Annotated in this window: 22 protein-coding genes; 19 read left to right on the top strand and 3 right to left on the bottom strand. The window is 69.3% G+C overall.

The genetic code is table 11. From position 1 onward, the window contains the following. Nucleotides 1-150 precede the first annotated feature (150 nt). Complete coding sequence (gene rpmB / locus ACTHL4_RS05905; protein ID WP_166118878.1) at nucleotides 151-345, bottom strand: 50S ribosomal protein L28; 195 nt, start codon at nucleotides 343-345, stop codon at nucleotides 151-153. Nucleotides 346-539: 194 nt separating this feature from the next. On the opposite strand from rpmB, the gene ACTHL4_RS05900 reads away from it, so the two are divergent. Genes ACTHL4_RS05900 through coaD form a run of 4 tightly spaced genes read left to right on the top strand, consistent with a single transcriptional unit; the run spans nucleotide 540 to nucleotide 5,410 of the window. Next, nucleotides 540-2,120 carry a DAK2 domain-containing protein gene (locus tag ACTHL4_RS05900; protein ID WP_440281814.1) on the top strand — a complete coding sequence of 527 codons (1,581 nt, stop codon included), beginning with the start codon at nucleotides 540-542 and terminating at the stop codon, nucleotides 2,118-2,120. Beyond that, complete coding sequence (locus ACTHL4_RS05895; RefSeq protein WP_440281813.1) at nucleotides 2,121-4,325, top strand: ATP-dependent DNA helicase RecG; 2,205 nt, start codon at nucleotides 2,121-2,123, stop codon at nucleotides 4,323-4,325. After that, nucleotides 4,322-4,897 (top strand): 16S rRNA (guanine(966)-N(2))-methyltransferase RsmD, encoded by a 576-nt coding sequence (gene rsmD, locus ACTHL4_RS05890; protein ID WP_440281812.1) that lies wholly within the window; start codon nucleotides 4,322-4,324, stop codon nucleotides 4,895-4,897. Before ACTHL4_RS05895 ends, rsmD begins: the two co-directional genes overlap by 4 nt. Nucleotides 4,898-4,921: 24 nt before the next feature. Beyond that, nucleotides 4,922-5,410, top strand: coding sequence for a pantetheine-phosphate adenylyltransferase (gene coaD / locus ACTHL4_RS05885; protein WP_440281811.1), 489 nt, complete (start codon nucleotides 4,922-4,924; stop codon nucleotides 5,408-5,410). On the opposite strand, the gene ACTHL4_RS05880 is transcribed toward coaD, so the two are convergent. Then, nucleotides 5,355-6,446 carry a hypothetical protein gene (locus ACTHL4_RS05880; protein WP_440281810.1) on the bottom strand — a complete coding sequence of 364 codons (1,092 nt, stop codon included), beginning with the start codon at nucleotides 6,444-6,446 and terminating at the stop codon, nucleotides 5,355-5,357. The genes coaD and ACTHL4_RS05880 overlap by 56 nt on opposite strands. A gap of 153 nt (nucleotides 6,447-6,599) precedes the next feature. Between ACTHL4_RS05880 and ACTHL4_RS05875 the strand changes: the two genes are divergently transcribed. From ACTHL4_RS05875 to ACTHL4_RS05850, 6 genes are read left to right on the top strand one after another with little or no spacing between them, the layout of a single operon-like run. Continuing rightward, entirely contained in the window at nucleotides 6,600-7,181 is a 582-nt protein-coding gene (locus ACTHL4_RS05875; RefSeq protein ID WP_440281809.1) for a YceD family protein, read from the top strand. Between the two features lies 1 nt (nucleotide 7,182). Further along, nucleotides 7,183-7,377, top strand: a complete 195-nt coding sequence (gene rpmF / locus ACTHL4_RS05870) for a 50S ribosomal protein L32 (protein WP_440281808.1) — start codon at nucleotides 7,183-7,185, stop codon at nucleotides 7,375-7,377. A gap of 16 nt (nucleotides 7,378-7,393) precedes the next feature. Further along, nucleotides 7,394-8,173: a ribonuclease III gene (rnc, locus tag ACTHL4_RS05865; protein WP_440281807.1), complete on the top strand. Its 780-nt coding sequence runs from the start codon at nucleotides 7,394-7,396 to the stop codon at nucleotides 8,171-8,173. Then, nucleotides 8,166-9,035, top strand: a complete 870-nt coding sequence (gene mutM / locus ACTHL4_RS05860; protein ID WP_440281806.1) for a bifunctional DNA-formamidopyrimidine glycosylase/DNA-(apurinic or apyrimidinic site) lyase — start codon at nucleotides 8,166-8,168, stop codon at nucleotides 9,033-9,035. The genes rnc and mutM overlap by 8 nt, the downstream gene beginning before the upstream one ends. Nucleotides 9,036-9,059: 24 nt before the next feature. Next, nucleotides 9,060-10,976 carry a M3 family metallopeptidase gene (locus ACTHL4_RS05855; RefSeq protein ID WP_440281805.1) on the top strand — a complete coding sequence of 639 codons (1,917 nt, stop codon included), beginning with the start codon at nucleotides 9,060-9,062 and terminating at the stop codon, nucleotides 10,974-10,976. Continuing rightward, nucleotides 10,973-12,451 carry a M81 family metallopeptidase gene (locus tag ACTHL4_RS05850; RefSeq protein WP_440281804.1) on the top strand — a complete coding sequence of 493 codons (1,479 nt, stop codon included), beginning with the start codon at nucleotides 10,973-10,975 and terminating at the stop codon, nucleotides 12,449-12,451. Before ACTHL4_RS05855 ends, ACTHL4_RS05850 begins: the two co-directional genes overlap by 4 nt. Here the strand turns inward: ACTHL4_RS05850 and ACTHL4_RS05845 are convergent, their stop codons facing one another. Continuing rightward, nucleotides 12,452-13,138, bottom strand: coding sequence for a copper homeostasis protein CutC (locus ACTHL4_RS05845; RefSeq protein WP_440281803.1), 687 nt, complete (start codon nucleotides 13,136-13,138; stop codon nucleotides 12,452-12,454). A gap of 55 nt (nucleotides 13,139-13,193) precedes the next feature. Between ACTHL4_RS05845 and ACTHL4_RS05840 the strand changes: the two genes are divergently transcribed. The 9 genes from ACTHL4_RS05840 to ACTHL4_RS05800 all read left to right on the top strand — a co-directional run bounded on the left by ACTHL4_RS05840 (nucleotide 13,194) and on the right by ACTHL4_RS05800 (nucleotide 21,819). Continuing rightward, nucleotides 13,194-14,651: an NAD-dependent succinate-semialdehyde dehydrogenase gene (locus ACTHL4_RS05840; protein WP_440281802.1), complete on the top strand. Its 1,458-nt coding sequence runs from the start codon at nucleotides 13,194-13,196 to the stop codon at nucleotides 14,649-14,651. 94 nt (nucleotides 14,652-14,745) lie between these two features. Further along, the gene (locus tag ACTHL4_RS05835) at nucleotides 14,746-15,033 is read left to right on the top strand and encodes a hypothetical protein (RefSeq protein WP_440281801.1); all 288 of its coding nucleotides are present in this window, start codon (nucleotides 14,746-14,748) and stop codon (nucleotides 15,031-15,033) included. Beyond that, the gene (locus ACTHL4_RS05830; protein WP_440281800.1) at nucleotides 15,030-15,695 is read left to right on the top strand and encodes a hypothetical protein; all 666 of its coding nucleotides are present in this window, start codon (nucleotides 15,030-15,032) and stop codon (nucleotides 15,693-15,695) included. Before ACTHL4_RS05835 ends, ACTHL4_RS05830 begins: the two co-directional genes overlap by 4 nt. Beyond that, nucleotides 15,692-16,447 carry a hypothetical protein gene (locus ACTHL4_RS05825; protein WP_440281799.1) on the top strand — a complete coding sequence of 252 codons (756 nt, stop codon included), beginning with the start codon at nucleotides 15,692-15,694 and terminating at the stop codon, nucleotides 16,445-16,447. The genes ACTHL4_RS05830 and ACTHL4_RS05825 overlap by 4 nt, the downstream gene beginning before the upstream one ends. Nucleotides 16,448-16,542: 95 nt before the next feature. Then, the gene (locus ACTHL4_RS05820) at nucleotides 16,543-17,718 is read left to right on the top strand and encodes a tyrosine-type recombinase/integrase (RefSeq protein ID WP_440281798.1); all 1,176 of its coding nucleotides are present in this window, start codon (nucleotides 16,543-16,545) and stop codon (nucleotides 17,716-17,718) included. 346 nt (nucleotides 17,719-18,064) lie between these two features. Further along, nucleotides 18,065-18,262 (top strand): helix-turn-helix domain-containing protein, encoded by a 198-nt coding sequence (locus tag ACTHL4_RS05815; RefSeq protein WP_440281797.1) that lies wholly within the window; start codon nucleotides 18,065-18,067, stop codon nucleotides 18,260-18,262. Then, on the top strand, nucleotides 18,259-20,472 hold the full coding sequence (locus ACTHL4_RS05810) for a bifunctional DNA primase/polymerase (RefSeq protein ID WP_440281796.1): 2,214 nt from the start codon (nucleotides 18,259-18,261) through the stop codon (nucleotides 20,470-20,472). The genes ACTHL4_RS05815 and ACTHL4_RS05810 overlap by 4 nt, the downstream gene beginning before the upstream one ends. Before the next feature lie 247 nt (nucleotides 20,473-20,719). Further along, nucleotides 20,720-21,559 (top strand): hypothetical protein, encoded by an 840-nt coding sequence (locus ACTHL4_RS05805; RefSeq protein WP_440281795.1) that lies wholly within the window; start codon nucleotides 20,720-20,722, stop codon nucleotides 21,557-21,559. After that, entirely contained in the window at nucleotides 21,556-21,819 is a 264-nt protein-coding gene (locus ACTHL4_RS05800; protein ID WP_440281794.1) for a WhiB family transcriptional regulator, read from the top strand. Before ACTHL4_RS05805 ends, ACTHL4_RS05800 begins: the two co-directional genes overlap by 4 nt. Nucleotides 21,820-22,166 lie beyond the last annotated feature (347 nt).

The following is a 22,166-nucleotide window of genomic DNA, read 5'->3' as shown; positions in this document are numbered from 1 at the left end:
CTCGCGCTCCCGCGGCCCCCGCCCCCCGCCGCGTTGGTGCCGCCGCCGCGGCCGCAGCCCTGCGCCGCCATACACCCTGCGGCACCCGAGCGCGGGCCGTCCCGGTGGGGACGCCCCGCTCTCATCGCGCTGTTCGCGAGGTACGAGACCTCAGCGCTTGACCTTGCCGGCCTTCAGGCAGGAGGTGCAGACGTTCAGGCGCTTCGGGGTCACACCGGCCTCGCCCACGAGCGCCTTGACGCGCTGGATGTTGGGGTTCCAACGACGCTTGGTGCGGCGGTGCGAGTGCGAGATGTTGTGACCGAAGCCGGGTCCCTTGCCGCAGACGTCGCAGGTGGCAGCCACGGTGAATCTCCTTGGATCAAATGGTTGAAGAACGTGTCGGCCCGTGGGCATACCGGATGGCATGTCGCATACGGGAACCGCCCAAGCGTAGCCGAGGCGGCCGTCGGTCTCCAAAACGGGCCTGCGGCCGCTCCTCGCAGCCAGGCTAGGCTCGGGGTGCCCGTGCCGACCACCGGAAAGGTTCCCAGCGTCCCATGCCGCTCGACCGTCTCGATCTGGCAGCGCTGCGTCGGTGGGTCATCACCGCGCGGGCCGACCTGGCGGCATACGCGCAGAGACTGAACGACCTGAACGTCTTCCCGGTGCCGGACGGTGACACGGGCAGCAACCTGTTGATGACGATGAGCGATGCCGTCGACGAGCTCGATCGGCGCGCACCGGACACGGTCGCCGGAGCCACGGCCGCGATGGCCCAGGCGACACTCGTCGCGGCACGCGGGAATTCCGGCGTCATCCTCAGCCAGTTGTCGCGCGGGGTCAGCGAGGTGGCGGCCCTGGTCGAGAGCGCGGACGAGAGCGCGGACGGGGGTGCGCAGGACGGTGCCGGGCTCGGACCGCAGCACCTGGCCGCGGTGCTCGCCCGGGCGGCCCAGCTGGCGCAGAACGGCGTGTCCGCGCCGGTGCCGGGTACCATCCTGACCGTCGCGGCGGCGGCTGCGGACTCCGCCACGGCGGTGTGTCACGACCACGGCGCAGCTGCCGGCCTGACCGATGTCATCGACGCCGCGGTGGGTGGCGCGGCGGCTGCCCTGTTGCGCACCCGGTGGGACAACCCGGTGTTGGCGCAGGCCGGTGTCGTCGATGCCGGGGGCGCCGGCTACCTGCTGGTCCTGGAGGCCCTGCAGCGCGTGGTCCACGGCGAGGGCGGGCTGGCGGTCACCGGCGATGCCGATCCGGAGTGGCTGCGGATCAGCCGGCAGACCGCTGCGCCGGCCGAGCTTGCCGCCGACTGCGGCACCCACGCGCCGGTCGACGGACCTGCGTACGAGGTGATGTTCCTGCTGGAGCAGGCGACCGACGCCGCCGTCGAGGGGCTGAAGGACACCCTGCACCACCTCGGTGACTCGCTGGTGGTCGCCGGTGGGCCCGACCGGCATTCCGTGCACGTGCACGTCGATGACGTCGCCGGAGCGGTCAACGCCGGTGTGGCCGCTGGGCGTGCGCACCGGTTCCGCATCACCCGGTTCGAGGACCAACGTCCTTCGAGCAGAGCCGATTTCGTCATACTCGCGCTGGCCGCAGGGCAAGGTGCCGCTCACGAGTTCACCCGCGCGGGTCTCACCGCGGTGACCGACTGGCGCGATGGAGCGGCGCTGCGCGCCCGGTTCGGGCGCCGCGGCACGCTGCTGCTGTGCGCCAGCCCCGAGGCGTACGACGCCGTGGCCGCACTGCACTCCGCCGGCACGCCCGGCCCGCACGCGGGCAACGTCGTCGCCGTCGGCCGTGACGCCGCCCAGGCGCTCGCCGCCGGCGCGGTGCTGGACCCCGGCGCCGGCTTCGATGCGTGGTGCGCCGCCGCACGGGAGGCGGCTGCCGATGTCCGCAGCGCCCGCGTTGTCGGTGACCCGGGGGATGATGCGCTCATGCAGCAGATCGACGGGTTGATCGGCGACGTCGGCGACGCCGAGCTGGTGACGCTGGTGACCGGAGACGCCCTGGCCGCCGACCGAGTCGACCGGCTGCTGCGCGGCATCGGGGTCGAGCATCCCGGGTTGCGGGTGACGCACGTCGCCGGCGGTGTCGGTGAGCCATTGCTGACCATCGGGGTGGAGTAGGTGCCGATCACTCGCAACAGCTCGCTGAAACCGGTCATCGGCGCGGCGGCGACCAAGCTCGAGAAGGCCCGTGGTGTGCGGACCGTCGGAGATCTGCTCGACTTCCTGCCCCGGCGCTACCTCGATGCCAGCAAGAGCGGCCGGCTCGCAGACTTCCAGTTGGGTCAGGACGCCGTGTTGGTGGCGACGATCGTGTCGGCGCGCACCCGGCCGATGCGTGGGCGCAAGGGCACGATGCTGACCGCCGTCCTGGAGGACGCCGACGGGCAGCGCGCGTCACTGGTGTTCTTCAGCGCGTGGGGCCACGAGGAGCGCCTGGTGGGCGGTGCGCACGGGGTGTTCCGGGGCAAGTTGCAGACCTACGGCAGCGACCTGCAGCTGGCGCACCCCGACTACACGCTCTTCTCCGGCGGCGCCGAGGACCCGGTCTACCGCGGCGGGCTCATCCCGCTCTATCCGGCGGTGAAGGGCGTCACCGACATGCAGCTGACCCAGGCGATGAGACTGGTGCTGGAGCAGGTGGAGCTGGCCGACCCGGTGCCCGCGGACGTCCGCCGCGAGCGCGGGTTGCTCGCCCTGCGCACGGCATACGAGCAGGTGCATTTTCCGCAGCAGGACGCGGACTGGGGCCGCGGCAAGCGGCGGATGCGGTATGACGAGGCGCTCGTCGTGCAGACCGTGCTGGCGCAGCGTCGGGCGGAGGCTCGGCGACTGGAGGCCACGCCACGCGGTGCGGTCTCCGGTGGCCTGCTGGAGGCGTTCGACGCGCGGTTGCCGTTCGAGCTGACGGCCGGACAGCGCGAGGTGGGCGCGCAGATCGCACACGACATGGCCCAGGGCCACCCGATGCACCGGTTGTTGCAGGGTGAGGTCGGTTCGGGCAAGACCATCGTGGCGTTGCGGGCGATGCTGGCCGCGATCGATGCAGGTGCTCAGGCAGCCCTGCTGGCGCCCACCGAGGTGCTGGCGCAACAGCATGAGCGCTCGATCACCGCGATGCTCGGGGAGCTGGGTCAGGCCGGCATGCTCGGCGGTGCCGACAACGCGACGCGGGTCGCCCTGCTCACCGGATCGATGACCCGGTCGCAGCGGGAGAAGGTGCTGCTCGACATCGCGACCGGCCCGGTGGGCATCGTGGTGGGCACCCACGCCCTCATCCAGGAGCACGTGATGTTCGCCGACCTCGGCCTGGTCGTCGTCGACGAGCAGCACCGCTTCGGCGTCGAGCAACGAGATGCGTTGCGCGCCAAGGCAGTCCGCCCTCCGCATGTGCTGGTGATGACCGCGACACCGATCCCGCGCACGGTGGCGATGACCGTGTTCGGCGACATGGACACCTCGGTGCTGCGTGAGTTGCCGCGCGGCCGGCAGCCGATCACCAGCCATGTCGTTCCGGGCAGTCGGGAGTCGTGGATGACGCGGACCTGGCAGCGGGTGGCCGAGGAGGTCCGTGCCGGACATCAGGCCTACGTGGTCTGCCCGCGTATCGGGGATCCGATGAACGGCGCCGTCGAGGTGGCTTTCGAGGGCGAACCGCCGCCGGACTTCGAGGCATATGCCGAGGGCGAGGAGCCGGAGACCCCGCGTGAGCTGACCGGTGTGCACCAGCAGCTCGAACGCCTGCGCGGCGAGCCGGCGCTGCACGGCTTGCGGATCGAGATGCTGCACGGACGGATGTCCGCGGAGGACAAGGACGCGGTGATGCAGGCCTTCGGTGCCGGCGACATCGACGTGCTGGTCTCCACCACGGTCATCGAGGTCGGCGTCGACGTACCCAACGCGACCGTCATGGTGGTGATGGACGCCGACCGTTTCGGCATCTCGCAGCTGCATCAGCTGCGCGGCCGGGTGGGCCGCGGTGCCGCCGCCGGGCTGTGCCTGCTGGTCACCGAGACCGAGAACCCGCAGACCGTCGAACGGCTGGAAGCCGTGGCCGCCACCGCGGACGGCTTCCGGTTGGCCGACCTGGACCTGTCGCTGCGGCGGGAGGGCGACGTGCTCGGTGCTGCGCAGAGCGGCACCCGCTCCGGTCTACGACTGTTGCGGCTGAGTCACCCCTCGGATGTCGAGCTGATCGACTGCGCGCGCGAGGACGCCTCCGCGATCGTCGCATCCGACCCGGAGCTGCTCGGGCATCCGCGGCTCGCCGAGCTGGTCGCCGACCGGCTCAGCGAGGAGCAGGCGGCGTTCCTGGAGCGCGGATGACCCGTATCATCGCCGGGGCGGCGGGTGGCCGCCGGCTGCTGACTCCGCCGGGCGCGGGCACCCGGCCCACCTCGGACCGGGTGCGTGAAGCCGTCTTCGGCCGGCTGGAGCACCTCGACGCGATCACCGGCAGCCACGTGGTCGATCTGTATGCCGGCTCCGGCGCGCTGGCGCTGGAGGCGGTGTCGCGTGGTGCGTCGTCCGCGTTGCTCGTGGAGTCGGACCGCCGTGCCGCGGCGACGATCGACCAGAACGTGCGCCACCTCGGACTCGCGGGCGTTCAGGTGCGGACCGGCACGGTCGAGACACTGGTGCGGGCGCCGTTGACACCGGCTGCCGACCTGCTGTTCGTCGACCCGCCGTACGCCGTGAGCGATCCGGCGCTTGCGGACGTGCTCAGCCAGTTGGTCGACCACGACTCGCTGGCGCTCGACGCGGTCCTGGTGGTGGAGCGCTCGAGCCGGTCGGCCGAACCGCTGTGGCCGGCGGGTGTCGAACTCATCGGGCCGCGCAGATACGGCGAGACCACCTGCTGGTTCGCCGAGTTCGTGCCGCACGGAGACTCCGCGTAGGCCTCGCTGGTTAAGGTGCCTGACATGACCGGCAATCCACGGCGGTGCGTCTGCCCCGGCTCCTACGACCCGATCACGAACGGGCATCTGGACGTGATCACCCGCGCGAGTGCGTTGTATGACGACGTCGTCGTGGCCGTCCTGCACAACACCGCGAAGCAGGGGACGTTCGACCCGCAGGAGCGCGTCGACCTCATCGGCGCAGCAACCGCCGACCTGCCGAACGTCCGCGCTGCCGCGTTCGGCGACCGGCTCATCGTCGACGTATGTCGCGAACTCGGCGCCGGTGTGTTGGTCAAGGGCATCCGGGGACTGACCGACTATGAGTACGAACTCCCGATGGCGCTGATGAATCGCGAGATGTCGGGGCTCGAGACGCTGTTGCTGCCGGGAGACCCGGCATACACGCACTACTCCAGCTCGCTGATCCGGCTCATCGCCCAGCGCGGGGCCGACGTCAGCTCGATGGTTCCTCCGCCGGTGCTGGCGCCGCTGCTGGCTCGGCTCGGTTGAACCACCAGGTCGCGCCGAGGGTGCCCAGGATGCCGACCGCGATGTAGACGACCAGGCACAGCAGTGAACCGGTCAGGTGACGGCCGCCGAAGTAGACGATGTTGCGCACCGCGCTGGTGCCCGCGCCGTTCGGGATCAGTGGCCCGATGACCCGCCAGAAGCCGGGCAGCACGTCGGCCTGATAAGCGCCCCCCGCGGAGGGGTTGCCCAGAACCACGAAGACGAGGATCGTGACGCCGATGCCGACGATCCCGAACAGCGCCTCCATCGCGACCGTCACGGCGGCGCTGGCGAGCACCAGGAGTGTGCCGACACCCCAGAGCGCCCAGAAATGGCCGGTCAGCGCGCCGAGCAGCTGGTCGACCACGAGGGTGCCGAGCAGTCCGCTGAGCACGGCATACGGCAGCAGGCTCGTCAGGCGGCCGGCCGCCGCACCGAGCCCGCGCGGACGGGGGCTGCCGAGGATGCCGATCGCCGCCGCGACCAGGTAGCCGCCGACGATCCAACCGATGACGACGTAGAACCCGGTGAGGCCGCGCGCGTCGTGCGCCTGCAACGGCACCAGGTCGACGCTGTGCGCGCTGCGGTGTTGGGCCGACTCCACCTGCGCGATCGTCGCCTCCACGGCGGTCACGGTCGAGGAACCGCCGCCGCCGGCGACATACAGGGTGTCCTGGGTGCTGTCCGCGGACATGACCAGCGCGGCGCTGCTGTCGCCGGTGACCACGCGCTGCTTGGCGGCGTCCGCGGTGGGAGCTGCGGACGCCCGCAGCGGACGTCCGTGCAGTCCGTTGAGCTGGGCGACGACCTGCCCGGTTCGAGGGCCGGCCGCGACCGAGACGGTGATCTCGTGCGGGCTGGGGGAGTGGAATGCGCCCACGTAACTGAAGATGAAGGCGATCTGCAGGAAGAGCACTCCGGCGATCAGCAGCAGGGTGCGGGGAGACGCGGTCTGCCGCAGTTCCGCGGCGAAGGTGCTTTCCGGGCGGCCCGTCGCCGCGGCTGCGTGGCCTGCCTCGTGCTTGCCATGGTGCATCGGAGAATCCTTTGTCGATCGGTCTACTACAACTGTAGTTATCGTATGCCGCTCGCCGGTTTGGGAGACGGGCACCCGACCCGGTAACCTTGACCTTCGGTCTTGTCGTCCATGGCGAGATCGTGCCATGTCTCCTGCCGAACACCCCGGAAGATGCACACCGATACGCGACGCCCGCTGGCTCTGGACACCAAAGAGCTGCCGCGGCGACCCGGCCGGATGCTCGAGGGTGAGGTCCAGGTGGCAGCACCCGAACACTTCGGCACCGAGGTGATCGGCGTGCCGGAAGGTCAGCCGATGACCTTGCGGTTGCGCCTGGAATCGGTGATGGAGGGCGTTCTGGTCACCGGCACGGTGCACGCCACGGCGACCGGTGCTTGCGTGCGGTGCCTGGAACCCGTCGATCTGCCGATCGAGGTTCCGTTTCAGGAGCTGTTCGCCTACGCCGATCGAGCCGCCCGCCACCATGAGGTGGAGGACGGCGACGAAGAGGACGTGCACGAGCTGGACGGCGACCTCGCCGATCTGGAGCCCGTGCTGCGGGATGCGGTGGTGCCTGCACTGCCGTTCCAGCCGGTGTGCCGGGACGACTGCCCGGGTCTGTGCTCCGAGTGCGGAGCACGGCTCGCGGACGACCCGACGCACCACCACGAAGTGATCGACCCACGGTGGTCGGCGCTGGCACACCTCGCCGGCGGCGATGACGACACCGACAACGACGAGAAGAGGAATTGACGTGGCTGTCCCGAAGCGGAAGATGTCGCGCTCCAACACCCGGTCCCGCCGCGCGCAGTGGAAGGCGACCCCGGTTGCGCTGTCCACCTGCCCGCGGTGCAACGCGCCGAAGCAGTCGCACCAGGCCTGCCCGGCGTGCGGGACCTACAAGGACCGCCACTACAGCGCCGCGGAGCGCACCGAGCACCAGGCCTGACGGCCTCTTCGACGACGTGAGCCCGAGCAAGCGGCAGCGTCCCGAACTCGCGCAGCGGCCCGTCGCCGACCTCGCCCGGATCCTCGCAGAGCGATCCGGCGCGGTCGTCGACGAGTCGCTGCTTTCGCGCGCCCTCACCCATCGATCGTTCGCCTACGAGAACGGCGGCATACCGCACAACGAGCGACAGGAGTTCCTCGGGGACGCGGTGCTCGGGGTGATCGTGACCGATCACCTCTACCACGAGCACCCCGATCTGCCGGAGGGCCAACTGGCGAAGTTCCGTGCCGCCGTGGTCAACTCGCGCGCCCTGGCCAAGGTCGCCCGGCAACTGGACCTCGGGTCCTATCTGAAGCTGGGACGAGGTGAGGCGACCACCGGCGGCCGGGACAAGGACTCGATCCTCGCCGACACGATGGAAGCCGTGATCGGCACCGTCTACCTCTCCAGCGGGATCCCCGGAGCGACCTCGCTGATCCACAGCCTGATGGACACGTTGATCGAACAGTCCGCGACCCTGGGTGCCGGGCTCGACTGGAAGACCTCGCTGCAGGAGATCTCCTCGATGCTCGGCCTGGGCGTGCCCGTCTACCGCGTCGAGGAGGACGGGCCGGACCACGACAAGACGTTCACGGCAACCGTGCTGATCTCCGAGGAGGCACTCGGCCACGGTGTCGGACGCAACAAGAAGTCCGCCGAGCAGCAGGCAGCCGAGACCGCCTGGAAGACCCTCAAGCGGCGTGCCGACGCAGCCGAGGAAGCCGCCCGTCGCGCGCCGAGCGCCGGTAGTGCCTGAGCTTCCCGAGGTCGAGGTCGTCCGGCGCGGCATCGCCACCCACGTGGTCGGCCGGTCGCTCATCGACATACAGCTGTCCGGTCACCGGGTCGCCCGGCGGCATGTTCCCGGCCCCCTCGACCTGGCCGACCGGTTGCGCGGGCGCTCCGTCACCGCCGCCCTGCGCCGCGGGAAATACCTGTGGCTGGAGTTGGACGGCGCGGGGGAGGCCCTCGTCATACATCTGGGGATGAGTGGGCAACTCCTCGTCGAGGCCCCGGACGCGCCCCGGGAGAAGCACGCGCATGCGCTGCTGGACCTGTCCGACGGACGGCAACTGCGGTTCGTCGACCAACGCACCTTCGGCGGCCTGCAGTTGGTCTCCCTCGTGCCGGACCCGTTCGGTCCGGGCACCGTGCCCGACATCATCACGCACATCGCACCCGACCCGCTGGAGAGCGCGTTCGACCAGCAAGCCGTCGGCCGGGCGATGCGCCGCCGGCACACGCAGCTCAAACGCGCCCTGCTGGACCAGTCGCTGGTGTCCGGCATCGGCAACATCTACGCCGACGAGGCGTTGTGGCGCGCGCGCCTGCACGGTGAGCGGGCCACCGACCGGCTGACGGCGTCGGCGGTCCGCGGCGTGCTGGGCCACGCGGCCGCAGTGATGACCGAGGCACTGGGCCGTGGTGGGACCAGCTTCGACAGTCTCTACGTGGACGTCAACGGGGCCAGTGGCTACTTCGAACGATCGCTGAATGCCTATGGACGCCAAGGCAAACCGTGTCGCCGGTGCGGCACACCGATGGTGCGCGAGTCGTTCATGAATCGCTCCTCGTTCAGCTGTCCCCGGTGCCAGCGGCGCCCACGCGTCGTCGCCTGAGGCTGCTCCGGTTAGGTTGCCTCCATGACTGCATTGGAGCCGCGGACCCTGCCCACCGCCGACGAGGCCCTCGAGTGGGTCGGGCGGACCTGCGACGGCGGTCTGGAGCGGGCGCGCGCACTGGTGACGTCGTTCAAGAGCAGCCCGCCCAGGGACGCCTCGGAGGTGCTGCGCGCGTGGAACGACATCCATGTGGCGCTCGCCGACGCTGCGGGCATCGCCGGGGTGTATGCCGAGGCCGACCCCAGCTCGGCGGTGCGTAGTGCGGCCGAGACGGCGATGCAGCGCCTCGACGCCTTCTCCACCGAGCTCGGCATGGACCGGGACGTGTTCGCCATCCTCTCGGCCCTCGACCCCTCCGGTCTGGACGGCCCGGCGCGACGGTTCCTGGACCGTGCGCTGCGCGATTTCCGCCGCAGCGGCGTCGACCGCGACGAACAGACCCGGGCCCGGCTCAGCGAGCTGGCCGAGCTGGAGTTGAGGGCCAGCCAACTGCACAGCAAGAACATCCGCGAAGGGGTGCGATCGATCGCGGTGCCGCCGGAGGCACTCGCCGGTATGCCGCAGGACTGGCTGGCTGCCCATCCGGTCGGCGACGACGGATTGGTGACCGTGACCACCGACTACCCCGACGCCATACCGCTGATCACGTTCTGCAGCGATGCCGCAACCCGCATGGCGATGACTCTGGAGCGTCTCAACGTCGCCTGGCCGGCCAACGACGAGGTGTTGCAGCGACTCCTCGAACTGCGCGCCGAGCATGCGCGGCTGCTCGGATACGACACCTGGGCCGATTTCGACGCCGAGGTCAAGATGATCGGAAACGCCTCTGCCATCAGTGAATTCATCGACAGGATCACCGCCGCTGCCGCCGACAGTGCGGCGCGCGACAAGGCCGTCCTCCTGGCACGGCTACAGCAGGACGCACCGGAGGCCACCGACATCTCCTCGCCGGACCTGACCTTCTACTCCGAGCTTGTCCGCAAGGAGCAGTACGCCGTCGACGCGCAGCAGGTGCGTACCTATTTCTCGTTCGGCAAGGTCCGGCAGGGGCTGCTCGACGTGACCGGGCGGCTCTTCGGTATCGCGTTCGAGCCGGTCGACGACGCGGTCACCTGGCACGAGGACGTGGCGCCGTACGACGTGCTGCGCGACGGGACCCGCATCGGGCGGATCTATCTGGACCTGCACCCCCGCGACGGCAAGTACAAGCACGCCGCGCAGTTCGACCTGCGCGGAGGCCTGCGCGACCGGCAGCTGCCCGAGGGCGTGCTGATGTGCAACTTCGGCCGTGGCCTGATGGAGCACGACGAGGTCGTGACGCTCTTCCACGAGTTCGGACACCTGATCCATCACGTGCTGGGCGGTGACCAGGAGTGGATCACCTTCGCCGGCGTCGCGACCGAGTGGGACTTCGTCGAGGCGCCGAGCCAGATGCTCGAGGAATGGGCTTGGGACGCCGACATTCTCGCCACCTTCGCGACCAACGAGGCGGGCGAGACGATCCCGGCCGAACTCGTCAGCAAGATGCGCCGCGCCGACGACTTCGGCAAGGGCTTCCAGGCGCGGACCCAGATGTTCTACGCGGCGCTGTCGCTCAACCTCCACCTCCGGCGGTATGACGACCTGACCGCCGTGGTGCAGGAACTGCAGGCGGAATACTCCGTCTTCCCCTATGTGCCGGACACCCATTTCCATTGCGCGTTCGGCCATTTGGACGGTTACAGCTCCGGTTACTACACCTACATGTGGTCGCTGGTCATCGCCAAGGACATGTTCAGCGCGTTCGACCCGACCGATCTGTACAACGCCGAGGTCGCCGGACGCTACCGGGACAAGGTGCTGGTCCCGGGTGGCAGCAAGGACGCGGCGGACCTGGTGGCCGACTTCCTCGGCCGCCCCTACACCTTCGACGCCTACGCGGCGTGGCTGGCTGAGTGAGCCGTCGCTCGCGCCCGCGAGTGATCATCGCGGGCATCGGCACGGAATCGTCGTCGTTCGCGCCGCACCGGACCACGTTGCGGGACTTCGGTGTTCGCGAGGGCGAGCGGGTGCTCGAGCGGTTCCCGGCGATCGCGCGCGGCGCACTCGACGAGGTCGAGTTCGTGCCGGGGCCGGTCGCCCGGGCACTTCCGGGCGGCGCCGTGACACGACCGGCGTATGACGCCCTGGTCGACCGTGTGCTGCACAGCGTGCGGCAAGGAGCGCCCTGGAACGGCGTGCTGCTCGACATCCACGGCGCCATGCTGGTCGACGGACTCGATGATGCCGAGGCCGATCTGGCTCGGCGCGTGCGCCAGGCGGCCGGTGGCGAACCGGTGGTGATGAGCGCGGCCATGGACCTGCACGGCAACGTGTCACGGGACTTCGCCGCCCAGGTCGACCTGCCCACGTGCTACCGGACCGCTCCGCACATCGACGAGTGCGACACACGCGACCGGGCCGCCCGGCTGCTGGTGCGTGCGCTCACCGGTGCCGTCCGTTCGGTGCGCGCGTGGTGCCGGATCCCGGTGGCGTTGCCGGGTGAGAAGACCTCCACCCGGGTCGAACCGGCGGCATCCCTGTACCGCTCACTGCCCGACGTCCCAGGCGGTGTGTGGGAGGCCGCCCTGTGGGTGGGTTATGCCTGGGCGGACGAGCCCCGCACCGCCGCCGCGGCCGTGGTGATCGGTGACGATCCTGGCGCCATACAGCGTGCGTGTGGGTCGTTGGCAGGCCGGTTCGTCGCCCGGCGGGACGACTTCCGGTTCTGCGGGCCGGCCGGCGGCCTGAGGTGGGCACTGGGCCGCGCGGCCGATGCCGCGGCCGGCGGACTCGCCGGTCCGTTCTTCATCAGCGACACCGGGGACAACCCGACGGCGGGCGGATCGGGTGACGTGGCCACGACGCTCGCCGCCCTGATCACCGATACTCGCGTGACGGACGGCCCCGGCGAGGCGGTCTGGAGCGCATTGGTCGATCCAGCGGGCGTGCGGGCGGCGCGCGCTGGCGGCGTCGGCAGCAGCTTCGACCGCACGGTCGGTGGCTGTTTCGGCTGGCCGGGTCAGGTGCGGCTGCGCGGGGTCGTCGACCGGGTGGTGAGCGACGTTGCCGGCGACGTCGCGGTGGTCCGGTCCGGCCGACTGCAGGTGGTGCTGACCACCCGGCGAACGCCCTTCCACACACCGGACGACTATCGGCGTGCCGGCATCGACCTCGCACGAACTCGGCTGGTGGTGAACAAGATCGGCTATCTCGAGCCGCGTCTGCACGAGGTTGCAGCGGGCGGGGTCATGGCGTTGACGGACGGCCCGGTGGATCAACGGATCGACCGGCTGAGCTACTCCCGCATCAGCCGTCCCCTGCATCCCTTCGACGTGGTGCGCGACGGCTGGGAGCCCGACGTCGAACTCTTCCGCCCGCACGCCTCGCACTGATCAGCTGCGGCCCTCGGCGTGCACCATGTCGGCGGCGGTACGGACCGACTGCGAGGACACCGGTCGGTCCCACGTGCCGTCCTCGCGCACGCTGCGACCCAGGTGAACGCCGCGCGCGCCGGCCGTGAGGAGCGCGGGGAGGTTGCCAAGGGTCACGCCGCCACCGATCAGCAGGAAGGCGGCGAGGTCCGGGTCGCGCAGAACCGCCCGAAGCCGCGGCATGCCGGCATCGACGCCGGCCGGGTCGCCAGCGGTCAGGACCTGGTCGCAGCCGGGCAGCAACACCGCCGCGGTGGACGCGGCCAGCAGGTCCGGTGCATCGTCCAGCGCGCGATGGAAGGTCCACCGTCGCCCGCCGAACGCCGCAATGACCGGCTCCAGGGCCAGGGAGGGCACTCCGGGCAGGTCGATGCCTCCGCACACGAACTCCGTTGCCATCGGCAGGGATTCGACGTCCCGGCACAGCGTCGCTGCCATATGTTCGCTGAGCGCGTGCGACTCGGTGCGCCGAACCATCACGCGGACCGGCAGGTCGGTGGCCGCGAGGACAGCGCTGACGGTGCCCGGCGACGGAGTCATTCCGCCGCGCCGCGGATCGGCGACCAGCTCGAGGCGATCTGCCCCGCCGTCGGCCGCCGCACGGGCATCCGCCACATCGGTCACGATCACTTCCAGCATCCCGCTCATGGCTCTCATTCTGGGCCCCATGCCACGGCGAGCAGGCAGGTGGCAGGCTTGGCCCATGACACAGACGTCTTCCGTGGTTGAGCAGGTCAAGAAGCAGTTGTTCATCGGTGGCACCTGGAGGGACGCCGAAGGCGGCGCGACACTCGAGGTCGACAATCCGGCGACCGGTGGCGCGTTGGCACGGGTGGCCGACGCCTCGGTCGCCGACGGCGCCGCCGCCTTGACGGCCGCGTCCGAGGCTCAGGCGGAGTGGGCGCGTTCCGCGCCGCGTGATCGCAGCGAGATCCTTCGTGCGGCATACGAGTTGATCGTCGAGCGCACGGACGCATTCGCCGAACTGATGACCCTGGAGATGGGCAAGCCACTGGCCGAAGCCCGCGGCGAGGTGGCCTACGGCTCGGAGTTCTTCCGGTGGTTCGCCGAGGAGGCGGTCCGCGTCTCGGGGCGCTACTCCGTGGCGCCGAACGGCGCGACGCGGCTGATGACGATGAAGCAGCCCGTCGGACCGACGCTGATGATCACGCCATGGAACTTCCCGCTGGCCATGGGCACGCGCAAGATCGGCCCGGCCATCGCGGCTGGATGCACGATGGTCGTCAAGCCGGCCGCCGAGACGCCGTTGTCGATGCTCTACCTCGCGCAGGTGCTGGAGGAGGTCGGCCTACCCGCTGGGGTCCTCAACGTCGTGACCACCAGCAACAGCGGTGGGGTCATGGAACCGCTCATCCGCGACCCGCGGTCTCGGAAGCTGACCTTCACCGGGTCCACCCAGGTGGGCCGGACCCTGATCGAACAGTCCGCGCAGCAGGTGCTGCGGGTGTCGATGGAGTTGGGCGGCAACGCGCCGTTCATCGTCTTCGACGACGCCGACATCGATGCGGCGGTGAACGGCGCGATGCTCGCCAAGATGCGCAACATCGGCGAGGCGTGCACAGCGGCCAACCGCTTCTTCGTGCACGCCGACGTCGCCGCCGAGTTCAGTGAGAAGTTCGCGGCCCGGATGTCGTCGCTGACCGTCGGTGACGGTATGACCGACGGTGTCGACGTCGGGCCGCTGATCAACGCCAAGGCCGTCGACAAGGTCACGAACTTGGTCGCGGACGCGACGGAGCGCGGAGCGCGCGTCGTGACCGGCGGCGGCAAGGGTGACGGGGCGGGCTACTTCTTCAACCCGACGGTGATCACCGGCCTGCCCGGTGACGCTGCGATGGCTCGCGAAGAGATCTTCGGGCCGGTTGCCGCCATCCAGACCTTCACTGACGAGGACGACGTCATCCGTCGAGCCAACGACACCGAATACGGACTGGTCGGCTACTTCTTCACCCGCGACTACGCCCGCGTGCTGCGCGTCAGCGAGGCGCTGGACTACGGCATGGTCGGCGTCAACCAGGGCGTGGTGTCCAACCCGGCAGCACCCTTCGGCGGCGTGAAGGCCAGCGGTTTCGGACGTGAGGGCGGCTTCGAGGGCATCGAGGAGTACCTCGAGACCAAGTACGTCGGACTGGCTCTCTGAGTCGAGCAGCCGTCACGGTGCGGCCTGTGGACAACTTCTGCGGCTGATCGGCACCCGGTCCTACCCTCGGTGCGAGACGAGGAAGGGAGCCGGGATGGGACTGCTCACAGTGGACCCGCGCACCGTGACGGCGGCGTCGTCGACGCTGAGATCCGCGGCGGACCATGGGATGCCGGCGCTGGCTCGCGCGATCGTCGACGACCTGCGCGCCGGCCTCGCGGGTGACAGCGATGGCACCGAGGACTTCCTGACCGCTGTGCCGCTCCTCGTCGGCGCGGTCTGCGCGGCGGTGGAGACGACGGCGACCGAGCTGGACGCAGCCGCGAACGGCTACACGCGCACCGACTGGTTGGTCCGGGTAGCCCTCGCAGGGCCGCGATGAGACCGCTCGACGGTGACCCGGAGCTGCTGGCGCGCGCCGGTCGGCGCAGCCTCGCGCTGGTGACGGAGCTCGACAGGCTGCGCGGCGCCCTGCGGAGGGCGACGGAAGTCACGGCGAGCCGATGGTCGGGCGCCGGAGCCGCGGCCTTCGCCACCGCAGCCGGCCGACATGGCGCCCTGGTGACGGATGCCGCAGCGGTGATCGAGCGGATCGGCGTGCTGACATCCGGCTTCGCGCACGAACTCGGCGACGCCCAGCTGCGCGCCCGTTCATTGCCGCCGGACGCCACCACCGAGCGACGCCTGGTGGAGGAAGCGATGGCCCTTTCCCGGACCAGGTTCCAACGGCAACTCATGGCGCTGCAGTCCGAGGCGACCCGACTGTTGCTGGGCGGGCCGTCCGGCCCGCCACGATGGACCGGACCCGTGCGGCCACCGGTGGGACGGCGGAACCGGCGAGGGCCGATCCAGCCGCCGCGGTGGACCGGGCCGGTGCGGCCGCCCCGCGACTGGACCCCGCCGCACGGGTCGATCAAGCTGTTGCCGGCACCGGCGGACCGGACCGGCGGTGCCGCCCGGCTCCCGTGGACGCCGCCGTGGCGCACGCCTGCCGGCATCCAGCCCCCGCCGACGCGCGTGCACCCGATCGGCGGGCGCGTATGAGACGCGCCACACAGCCGCTGGTGCGCTTCACCGACGAAGAGCTCGCCCTGTTCGGCGCCGAGCACCCGGTCGTCGACATGCCCTACCTGGGCGGACTGGACGAGCGCGAGCGCCAGCTGGCGCTCCAGGTCGCCTATCGCTCCCTGTGCTCGCACGGCGCCGTCGCGGTCGACGGCGGATCGGGCATGGAGCTGCCCGAGGACGTGGTGACGATGCTCCAGGTGCGCGAGTGCTCCACGGCGACGCTGTTGATCAGCAAGGCGACGGCTGATCTCGGCGTGCTGCGCTATCACCATCTGGGCACCGAGGTCGTCGTGCTGGAGGACGTGACCGACGGTGGTGCCCACGAATTCCGGCTGATCAGTCCGGACGCCCTCCCGGGCGAGGTCGACGCGTTCTGCACGATCGACGGCGCGCGCGACGGTGAGGGCGCCCCGGTGACCATCTCGTCGGCAGCCCTTCAAGCCGGCGGCCTGGCGCCCGAGCTGTGGGGCGAAGGCATTGCTCAGCTGGATGCCACCGTATGGCGCGCAACGGTCGACCGGCGCGGCGAACAGGTGCTGCTCGGGTTTCTGCTCGGCACTGCGGGGAGTTGGTCCCACCGGCGGACGGCGATGCCCGACGAGGACCCGGCACGGCAGCTGCAGCTGCAACCGGCACAGGTCAGTTCGGTAGGTGCTCGCATCATGCGCGAGTTCCTCGGCGAGGGGCAGATTCCAGCGTCGGACGAATGGCATTTAATGAGAGCGTGATTCAACTCTTAAAAACGTTGCAATTGCAACGTCACGAGAGAGACACAAACTGTATTTGCACTTTGTCGCACATCGGCGGCGCTAGAGTGCGTGGCATGGCGACCGTGATCGAGAGCAAGGGCAAGACAGGCACGACCTACCGCGTGCGAACGCGCGACGAGCGGGGGCGACAGACGACGGAGACCTTTCGCGCGCGCAAGGACGCCGAGAGCTTCGCGCGTCAAGTGGAGTTGATCGGCGGACCGGCAGCGATTCGCCTCCGGACCGAGCGCGAGGGCGCCGGGGTCGTCTACGTGCCGACGCTGGGCGAGTGGCTGCCGAAGCACACAGAGCAGCTGACGGGCGTCACCGAGCGGACACGCGTCGACTACCACTCTCGCGCGCGCCTCTACTGGCAGGACTTGACGCCGCTGGACGCAATCACCCGCGAGCACGTCGCGGGTTTGGTCAACGGGCTAGAGCGGCAGGGGCTCGCGGCCGGAACGATCAAGACCATCGTTCGCGCGCTGTCTGCGGTGCTGAATTCGGCGATCCTTGCGGGGCACATCGACCGCAATCCGTGCAAGGGCACAAGGTTGCCGCGTGCTCGGGAGGCCGAGAGCGGGCAGGCAGAGCGATTCTTGACGCCTGCCGAATATCGGCGACTCATCGCCGCGATTCCCGAGCGAGACCGGCCGCTAGCGGCGTTGCTCTTCGGCTCGGGCTTGCGCTGGGGCGAAGCGACGGCGCTCACGGTCGGTGATGTGACGCTAGGCGCGCTGTCCACTGTGCGCGTGTCGAAGGCGTGGAAGTCGACGCCTGGCAAGGCGCCCGTGATCGGGGCGCCCAAGTCGCGCAAGTCGCGCCGAATCGCGTTGCTGTCCGACGACGCTGCAGAGCTCGTAGCGCCGCTCCTCGACCGCGAGCCGGGCGCGTTGTTGTTCACTGCCAAGCGTGGGGGCGTTGTCTGGCCGGGCACCTGGCGCGAGCGGGTGTGGGTGCCCGCGTGCATCGCTGCTGGGCTGGCGAGTCCGCGCGTGGAGGGCGAGAAGTACGCATACGACGGGCCGCGTATTCACGACGCACGGCACTCGCACGCGTCATGGTTGATCAGCAACGGGGCGACCCTCGAAATGGTGCAGGACCAACTAGGACATGAGTCGATTCTGACGACGCGACAGGTTTACGGGCACCTACTGCCGGAGACGCGTAATCGGCTCGCCGAGGCGTTGCGCTCTGCCATGTCGCCGACGGTCACCGGGCCGAAGGCGATAGCAGGGCCGAGCGCGTAGGCACACCGAGCGCCAGGCGCCCGACTCCCTCTCGCGAGGACGTCGGGCGCCTTTTGTGTGCAAGGCCGTAGGTGCGCGACCTGCAGTTATGTGTAACGCAATCACGATTGGTTGGCGTTGATCATCGCTCGTGGTCCACTAAGCACCCGGTCGGAAGGGACACAACGGCCACAAGCGCCACTGCTCAGCTCGGCACTAAAACGCTCTCGCGAGCAGTGTGCGCACGTTCTTTGACAACTCCACAGTGAAAACGCAACACAGCTAGGCAGCGCGCCCGAGCGGCTTAGCAATCCAATAACCGCAACCAACTACATAGAGAAACTATGCATAAACAAAGGATTGAACCATGACGAGCACCAACGAAAGCATCTATATGACGGTGGCCGAGGTCGCCGAGCTCTACAAATGTTCGCCGAAGTCAATTCGGCGTCGGGTCGCTGACGGCTCGCTGCCCGCGATCACGCTCGGCGAGCGGACTATGCGCATAGCGCGAGCTGACGCCGTGGCGCTGGCAGTACCAGTCTCGACCGGCCGCAACGCGTGAGCACTGAGACGCACGAGAGCGCCGCGACTGAAGGCGGCAGCGGCGCCGAAGAGGCTGAATCACCAACAAGCGCAACGGTCGAAGGCGTGCAAGACAGGTATGCACGCGCCGCGCCCCTCTACCGTGCGGCAGGCTGGCCGGGCGTGTTACCGCTGCCCTATGGCGCGAAAACGCCTGTGCCTAAAGGGTTTACGGGCACTGCCGGGGTCGATCCGAGCGGCGCAGACGTTGCGGCATGGTGCGAAGATCAACCGAGCGCCAACCTCGCGTTGCGCATGCCTGCCGATGTGCTGGGCGTCGACGTCGACCACCACGACGACAAGCGCGGAGGCGACACGCTCGCGGACCTAGAGCGCGAGCTCGGCGCCTTGCCTCCGACGTGGCGCTCTACCTCGCGCGGGGCAGGCGTGGCCGGAATACGGCTCTACAGAGTTCCCGAAGGCTTGCGCTGGCCGGGCGTGCTCGGCAAGGACATAGACACCGTGCGACGCGAGCACCGCTACGTCGTGGCGTGGCCGAGCGTGCATCCCGAAGGTGGCGCGTACCAATGGATTTCGCCTGACGGCAACGTGTCCGACGGTCTGCCAGGCGTCGGCGAGCTGCCCGCGCTGCCTAACGAGTGGGTGCAGCACTTCACCCGTGGCGAACTTGCCACGCTGCAGAGCAAGGCCGACGTGAGCGACCAGGACGCGCGCGCGTGGCTCACCCGGCACAACGAGACGACCGAGCCGTGCGCGCGCGTTAGAGGGGCGTTGGCGGAATCGCTAGCGAGCTTCGGCAACGGCTCACGCCATGAGTGGGCGCTGAGCGTGACCAATCGACTGTGCCACCTCGCGGGGGAGGGCCACCAGGGCGTGCCTGGCGCGCTCAGCGAGCTCGGGCACAAGTTCGCCGAGTCCGTGTCGGCCGACCGTGCGGGCGCGGTCGCAGAGTGGGACCGGGCCGTATCGGGCGCCGTAGCCCTCGTGGTCGCTCAGGCCGGTGACGCTCCGCGCGAGTCGTGCCAGGTGCCCGCGAGCGGCGTTGCGTCGATCCTGGCCGGCAAATGCGTAGACCCGCTGCTAAGCGTGCCGAGCGCACAAGACGCCGAGAGCGTGAACACCGCTGAAAAGCAAGAGGATTCGGCCATGCTGCCGATTCCCGAGGGCGTACCCGAGTCATACCGGGCAACCTTCGAGCGCGCCTATTGGGAACACAGCGCGCGCGAGTGGGCCAAGGCAGCGCACCGCGAGCAACCCGTGAGCGAGCCGAGCGACTTCGGCGAATGCACCATTGCGGAAGCACTCACCATGGACGCGCCAGCGTTCCGCGTGGCCGATGTGATGCCGTCCGACGCGTCGACTTTGCTCATCGCGCAAGCCAAGGCAGGCAAAACGACAATGGCACTCAATCTCGCGCGTGCACTCATCGAAGGTGGCAAGTTCCTAGCCCGATTCGCGGTGCTGCCGATCGAGTCAACGGCACGCGTGGCGCTGCTCAACTTCGAGGTGAACGGGCGCACGCTGGCGGGCTGGGCGGACCGGCACGGGATCGACCGCGAGCGGATCGTCTTATTCAACCTTCGAGGGATGCCTAATCCGTTGGGCGTGCCAGCCGAGCGGTCACGGCTCGCGGCTCGCTTGCGTGAGCTCAAGGTAGAGACGCTCATCGTCGACCCCTTCGCGAACGCCTACGCCGGAGCAGGCGACCAAGACAACAACTCGGAAGTCTCACGGTGGCTTATCGACCTGGCAGCGTTCGCGCGCGCGGAGGCCGGGTGTCGTGACCTCATCCTGACGGCTCACGCAGGGCACGCGGGGCAACGGGTGCGCGGTGCGTCGGCGCTCAATGACTGGCCCGACGCTATTTGGACGCTGACGGTAGAGGACGACGGATCGCGCTACTTCAAGGCGACCGGCCGAGACGTTGACGTCGCGCAAGATCGGCTCTCGTTCGATCCCGAGACGTCGACGCTCTCGCTTACCGGGCTCGGCTCGGCGAAGGACGCGCGGAAGGCGCAAGCCGTGCTCGAGCTGGCATCGACCGTCGAAGCGCTCTTGCATCGGCACCCGGCAGGCATGACGTCGCGCGAGGTTCGCCAAGCGTTGCGCGACGAGGGCGAGCCATTCCGCAACGGTGACGACTCGCGCGCGTTGGCGATGCTGACTGAGCAAGGGCTCGCGCGGGTAGAGGTCGACGGGCGCAGGCAGACGTATTTCAGCGTCAAGTAGCAACACTGCCGAGCCGATGGGCCGACCTATTGGCCCAAACCTATTGGCACAACTACCGCCGAGCCCATAGGTCGCAGAATTTCAACGATTTTAGACGTTTCCGACCTATGGGCTCGGCTGGCCCGCTATGTGCCCAAGGTGCTTTCCCTATTGGCCCCCACGCCGATATAGGCGTGGGCCATGGGCACACAGAAAAACGATGGGCCGAACCATCAACTAAGGCATACCTAACAAGGGAGAAACAAGCATGACTGGCACCACCACTACCCCCCGCGCGAGCAACGACGACCAGGGCGACCAGGCGCCGCGCGTGCTCGTCTACCTCGCCAGCGAAGCTATCCGCGTGCGAGAGCGTCTACTCGCCAAGCTCGCCGAAGCTGGCGCCGAGGGCATCGCGCGCGGACAACTGCGGAAGAGCTTCAAGTCGACCGAGCGCCCCGTCTTCGATGTCGTGCTCGGGGAAATGCTCGCGGATGGAGAAGCCGAAGAGCTCGCGTATCAGCCAGCGCGCGGCCCGCGACGCAAGCTCATTCGAGCACTCGACCCCGAAGGCGACCAGGCGCCGCGTGCGTCAATACGCGTGGCCGTCGCCGAGCTCGCGGCGGCTCTGTCCGCTGGCGAGAGTGACGCTGAGCTCTCCCACCGCGTGAAAGAGACGGCGCGACCGTTGTTCACCGAGGCGCGCGACGACAAGGCCGATATCGACGCCGCGAAGGTTGCCGCTATCTCGCTGGCGTGCCAGCGCGGGCACGTCAGCGTGGGCGACCTATGGGACGAGCTCGGCTGCGTCGATTACATGCCTCTCATCGCGCTCGGGTCGCTGTGCCACTCGGGCGTGCTGGACCGGCTCGAATTCGTTGGCAAGGACGGCGAGACATGCGCGCGCTACGTGCTCGCTGCTAATCGACCCGAGCGGCTGGCCGCTGCCAAGTCCGAGCGGGTACGCGAGAAGCTGGCCGATCTCGGTGTCTTCGGCAAGCCTGACGCGCTGGGCGTGCCCTTCCGCGCGCGTGGCGCCGATGGTCGGGTGCGCACTCTCGTTTGGCGCGAGGCTGCGAGCGTGACCGGGCAGGAGGCGGCAGAGTGAACGCCCGCGAGCGGCTGGCCGTCGAGATCGTGAGCTTGGCGCCCGGCGAGCGCCTGCCGTGTGGCAGCTCAGACCGTGCGCTGTGGACGTCGGAAGACGCCACGGAGCGGGCGCGCGCTGCTCGGGCGTGCCTGGCTTGCCCTGTCGTCGTCGCGTGCTGCGAGGCTGGCGCCGACGAGACCACGGGCGTGTGGGGAGGCGTCGACCGCGAGGCGTCGGACGCGGGCGCCGTGCGCGAGTGCCGAGCGGATGCCGCATGACGCACAAGCAACGCGAGATTCGGCGCGTCGACATACGCGCGAAGAACCTCACGACGCGCCAGGCATCACGCCGCGCGACCCGTCGCCAGCAACGTGCCGGGCGACGATGGGCACAAGAGCAGGCGAAGGCGTTCCCGAGCTGAGTTCTGCGAATTGTTGCAAGGCGCGCTGAGCGCCGTAAATGGCCCGAGGTATCTGACTACTGGGGCAGGCTGAAAGTCGCGTAGGTGGCCGCACAGTGTGTTCTATCGCCACGCCTGGCGCAATCACCCGACATGCATTATTGAATGCGTCGCGGTGCTCGCGCTAGGCGTGGCGCTGTCGGCGCCAGTCAAACGCGAGGCCAC

Source organism: Flexivirga sp. (assembly GCF_051955415.1).
GTDB lineage: Bacteria > Actinomycetota > Actinomycetes > Actinomycetales > Dermatophilaceae > Flexivirga.
This window is presented reverse-complemented; position numbering and strand designations above follow the sequence as displayed.

Bases quoted from the DNA above. Each gene is read 5' to 3' on its own strand.
- ACTHL4_RS05805 (WP_440281795.1), top strand. From the start codon at position 20,720: ATGACTGGCACCACCACTACCCCCCGCGCGAGCAACGACGACCAGGGC.
- ACTHL4_RS05880 (WP_440281810.1), bottom strand. From the start codon at position 6,446: ATGCACCATGGCAAGCACGAGGCAGGCCACGCAGCCGCGGCGACGGGC.
- ACTHL4_RS05815 (WP_440281797.1), top strand. From the start codon at position 18,065: ATGACGAGCACCAACGAAAGCATCTATATGACGGTGGCCGAGGTCGCC.
- ACTHL4_RS05900 (WP_440281814.1), top strand. From the start codon at position 540: ATGCCGCTCGACCGTCTCGATCTGGCAGCGCTGCGTCGGTGGGTCATC.
- rsmD (WP_440281812.1), top strand. From the start codon at position 4,322: ATGACCCGTATCATCGCCGGGGCGGCGGGTGGCCGCCGGCTGCTGACT.
- ACTHL4_RS05835 (WP_440281801.1), top strand. From the start codon at position 14,746: ATGGGACTGCTCACAGTGGACCCGCGCACCGTGACGGCGGCGTCGTCG.
- ACTHL4_RS05855 (WP_440281805.1), top strand. From the start codon at position 9,060: ATGACTGCATTGGAGCCGCGGACCCTGCCCACCGCCGACGAGGCCCTC.
- ACTHL4_RS05825 (WP_440281799.1), top strand. From the start codon at position 15,692: ATGAGACGCGCCACACAGCCGCTGGTGCGCTTCACCGACGAAGAGCTC.
- ACTHL4_RS05820 (WP_440281798.1), top strand. From the start codon at position 16,543: ATGGCGACCGTGATCGAGAGCAAGGGCAAGACAGGCACGACCTACCGC.
- ACTHL4_RS05830 (WP_440281800.1), top strand. From the start codon at position 15,030: ATGAGACCGCTCGACGGTGACCCGGAGCTGCTGGCGCGCGCCGGTCGG.
- ACTHL4_RS05840 (WP_440281802.1), top strand. From the start codon at position 13,194: ATGACACAGACGTCTTCCGTGGTTGAGCAGGTCAAGAAGCAGTTGTTC.
- ACTHL4_RS05845 (WP_440281803.1), bottom strand. From the start codon at position 13,138: ATGAGCGGGATGCTGGAAGTGATCGTGACCGATGTGGCGGATGCCCGT.
- coaD (WP_440281811.1), top strand. From the start codon at position 4,922: ATGACCGGCAATCCACGGCGGTGCGTCTGCCCCGGCTCCTACGACCCG.
- ACTHL4_RS05875 (WP_440281809.1), top strand. From the start codon at position 6,600: ATGCACACCGATACGCGACGCCCGCTGGCTCTGGACACCAAAGAGCTG.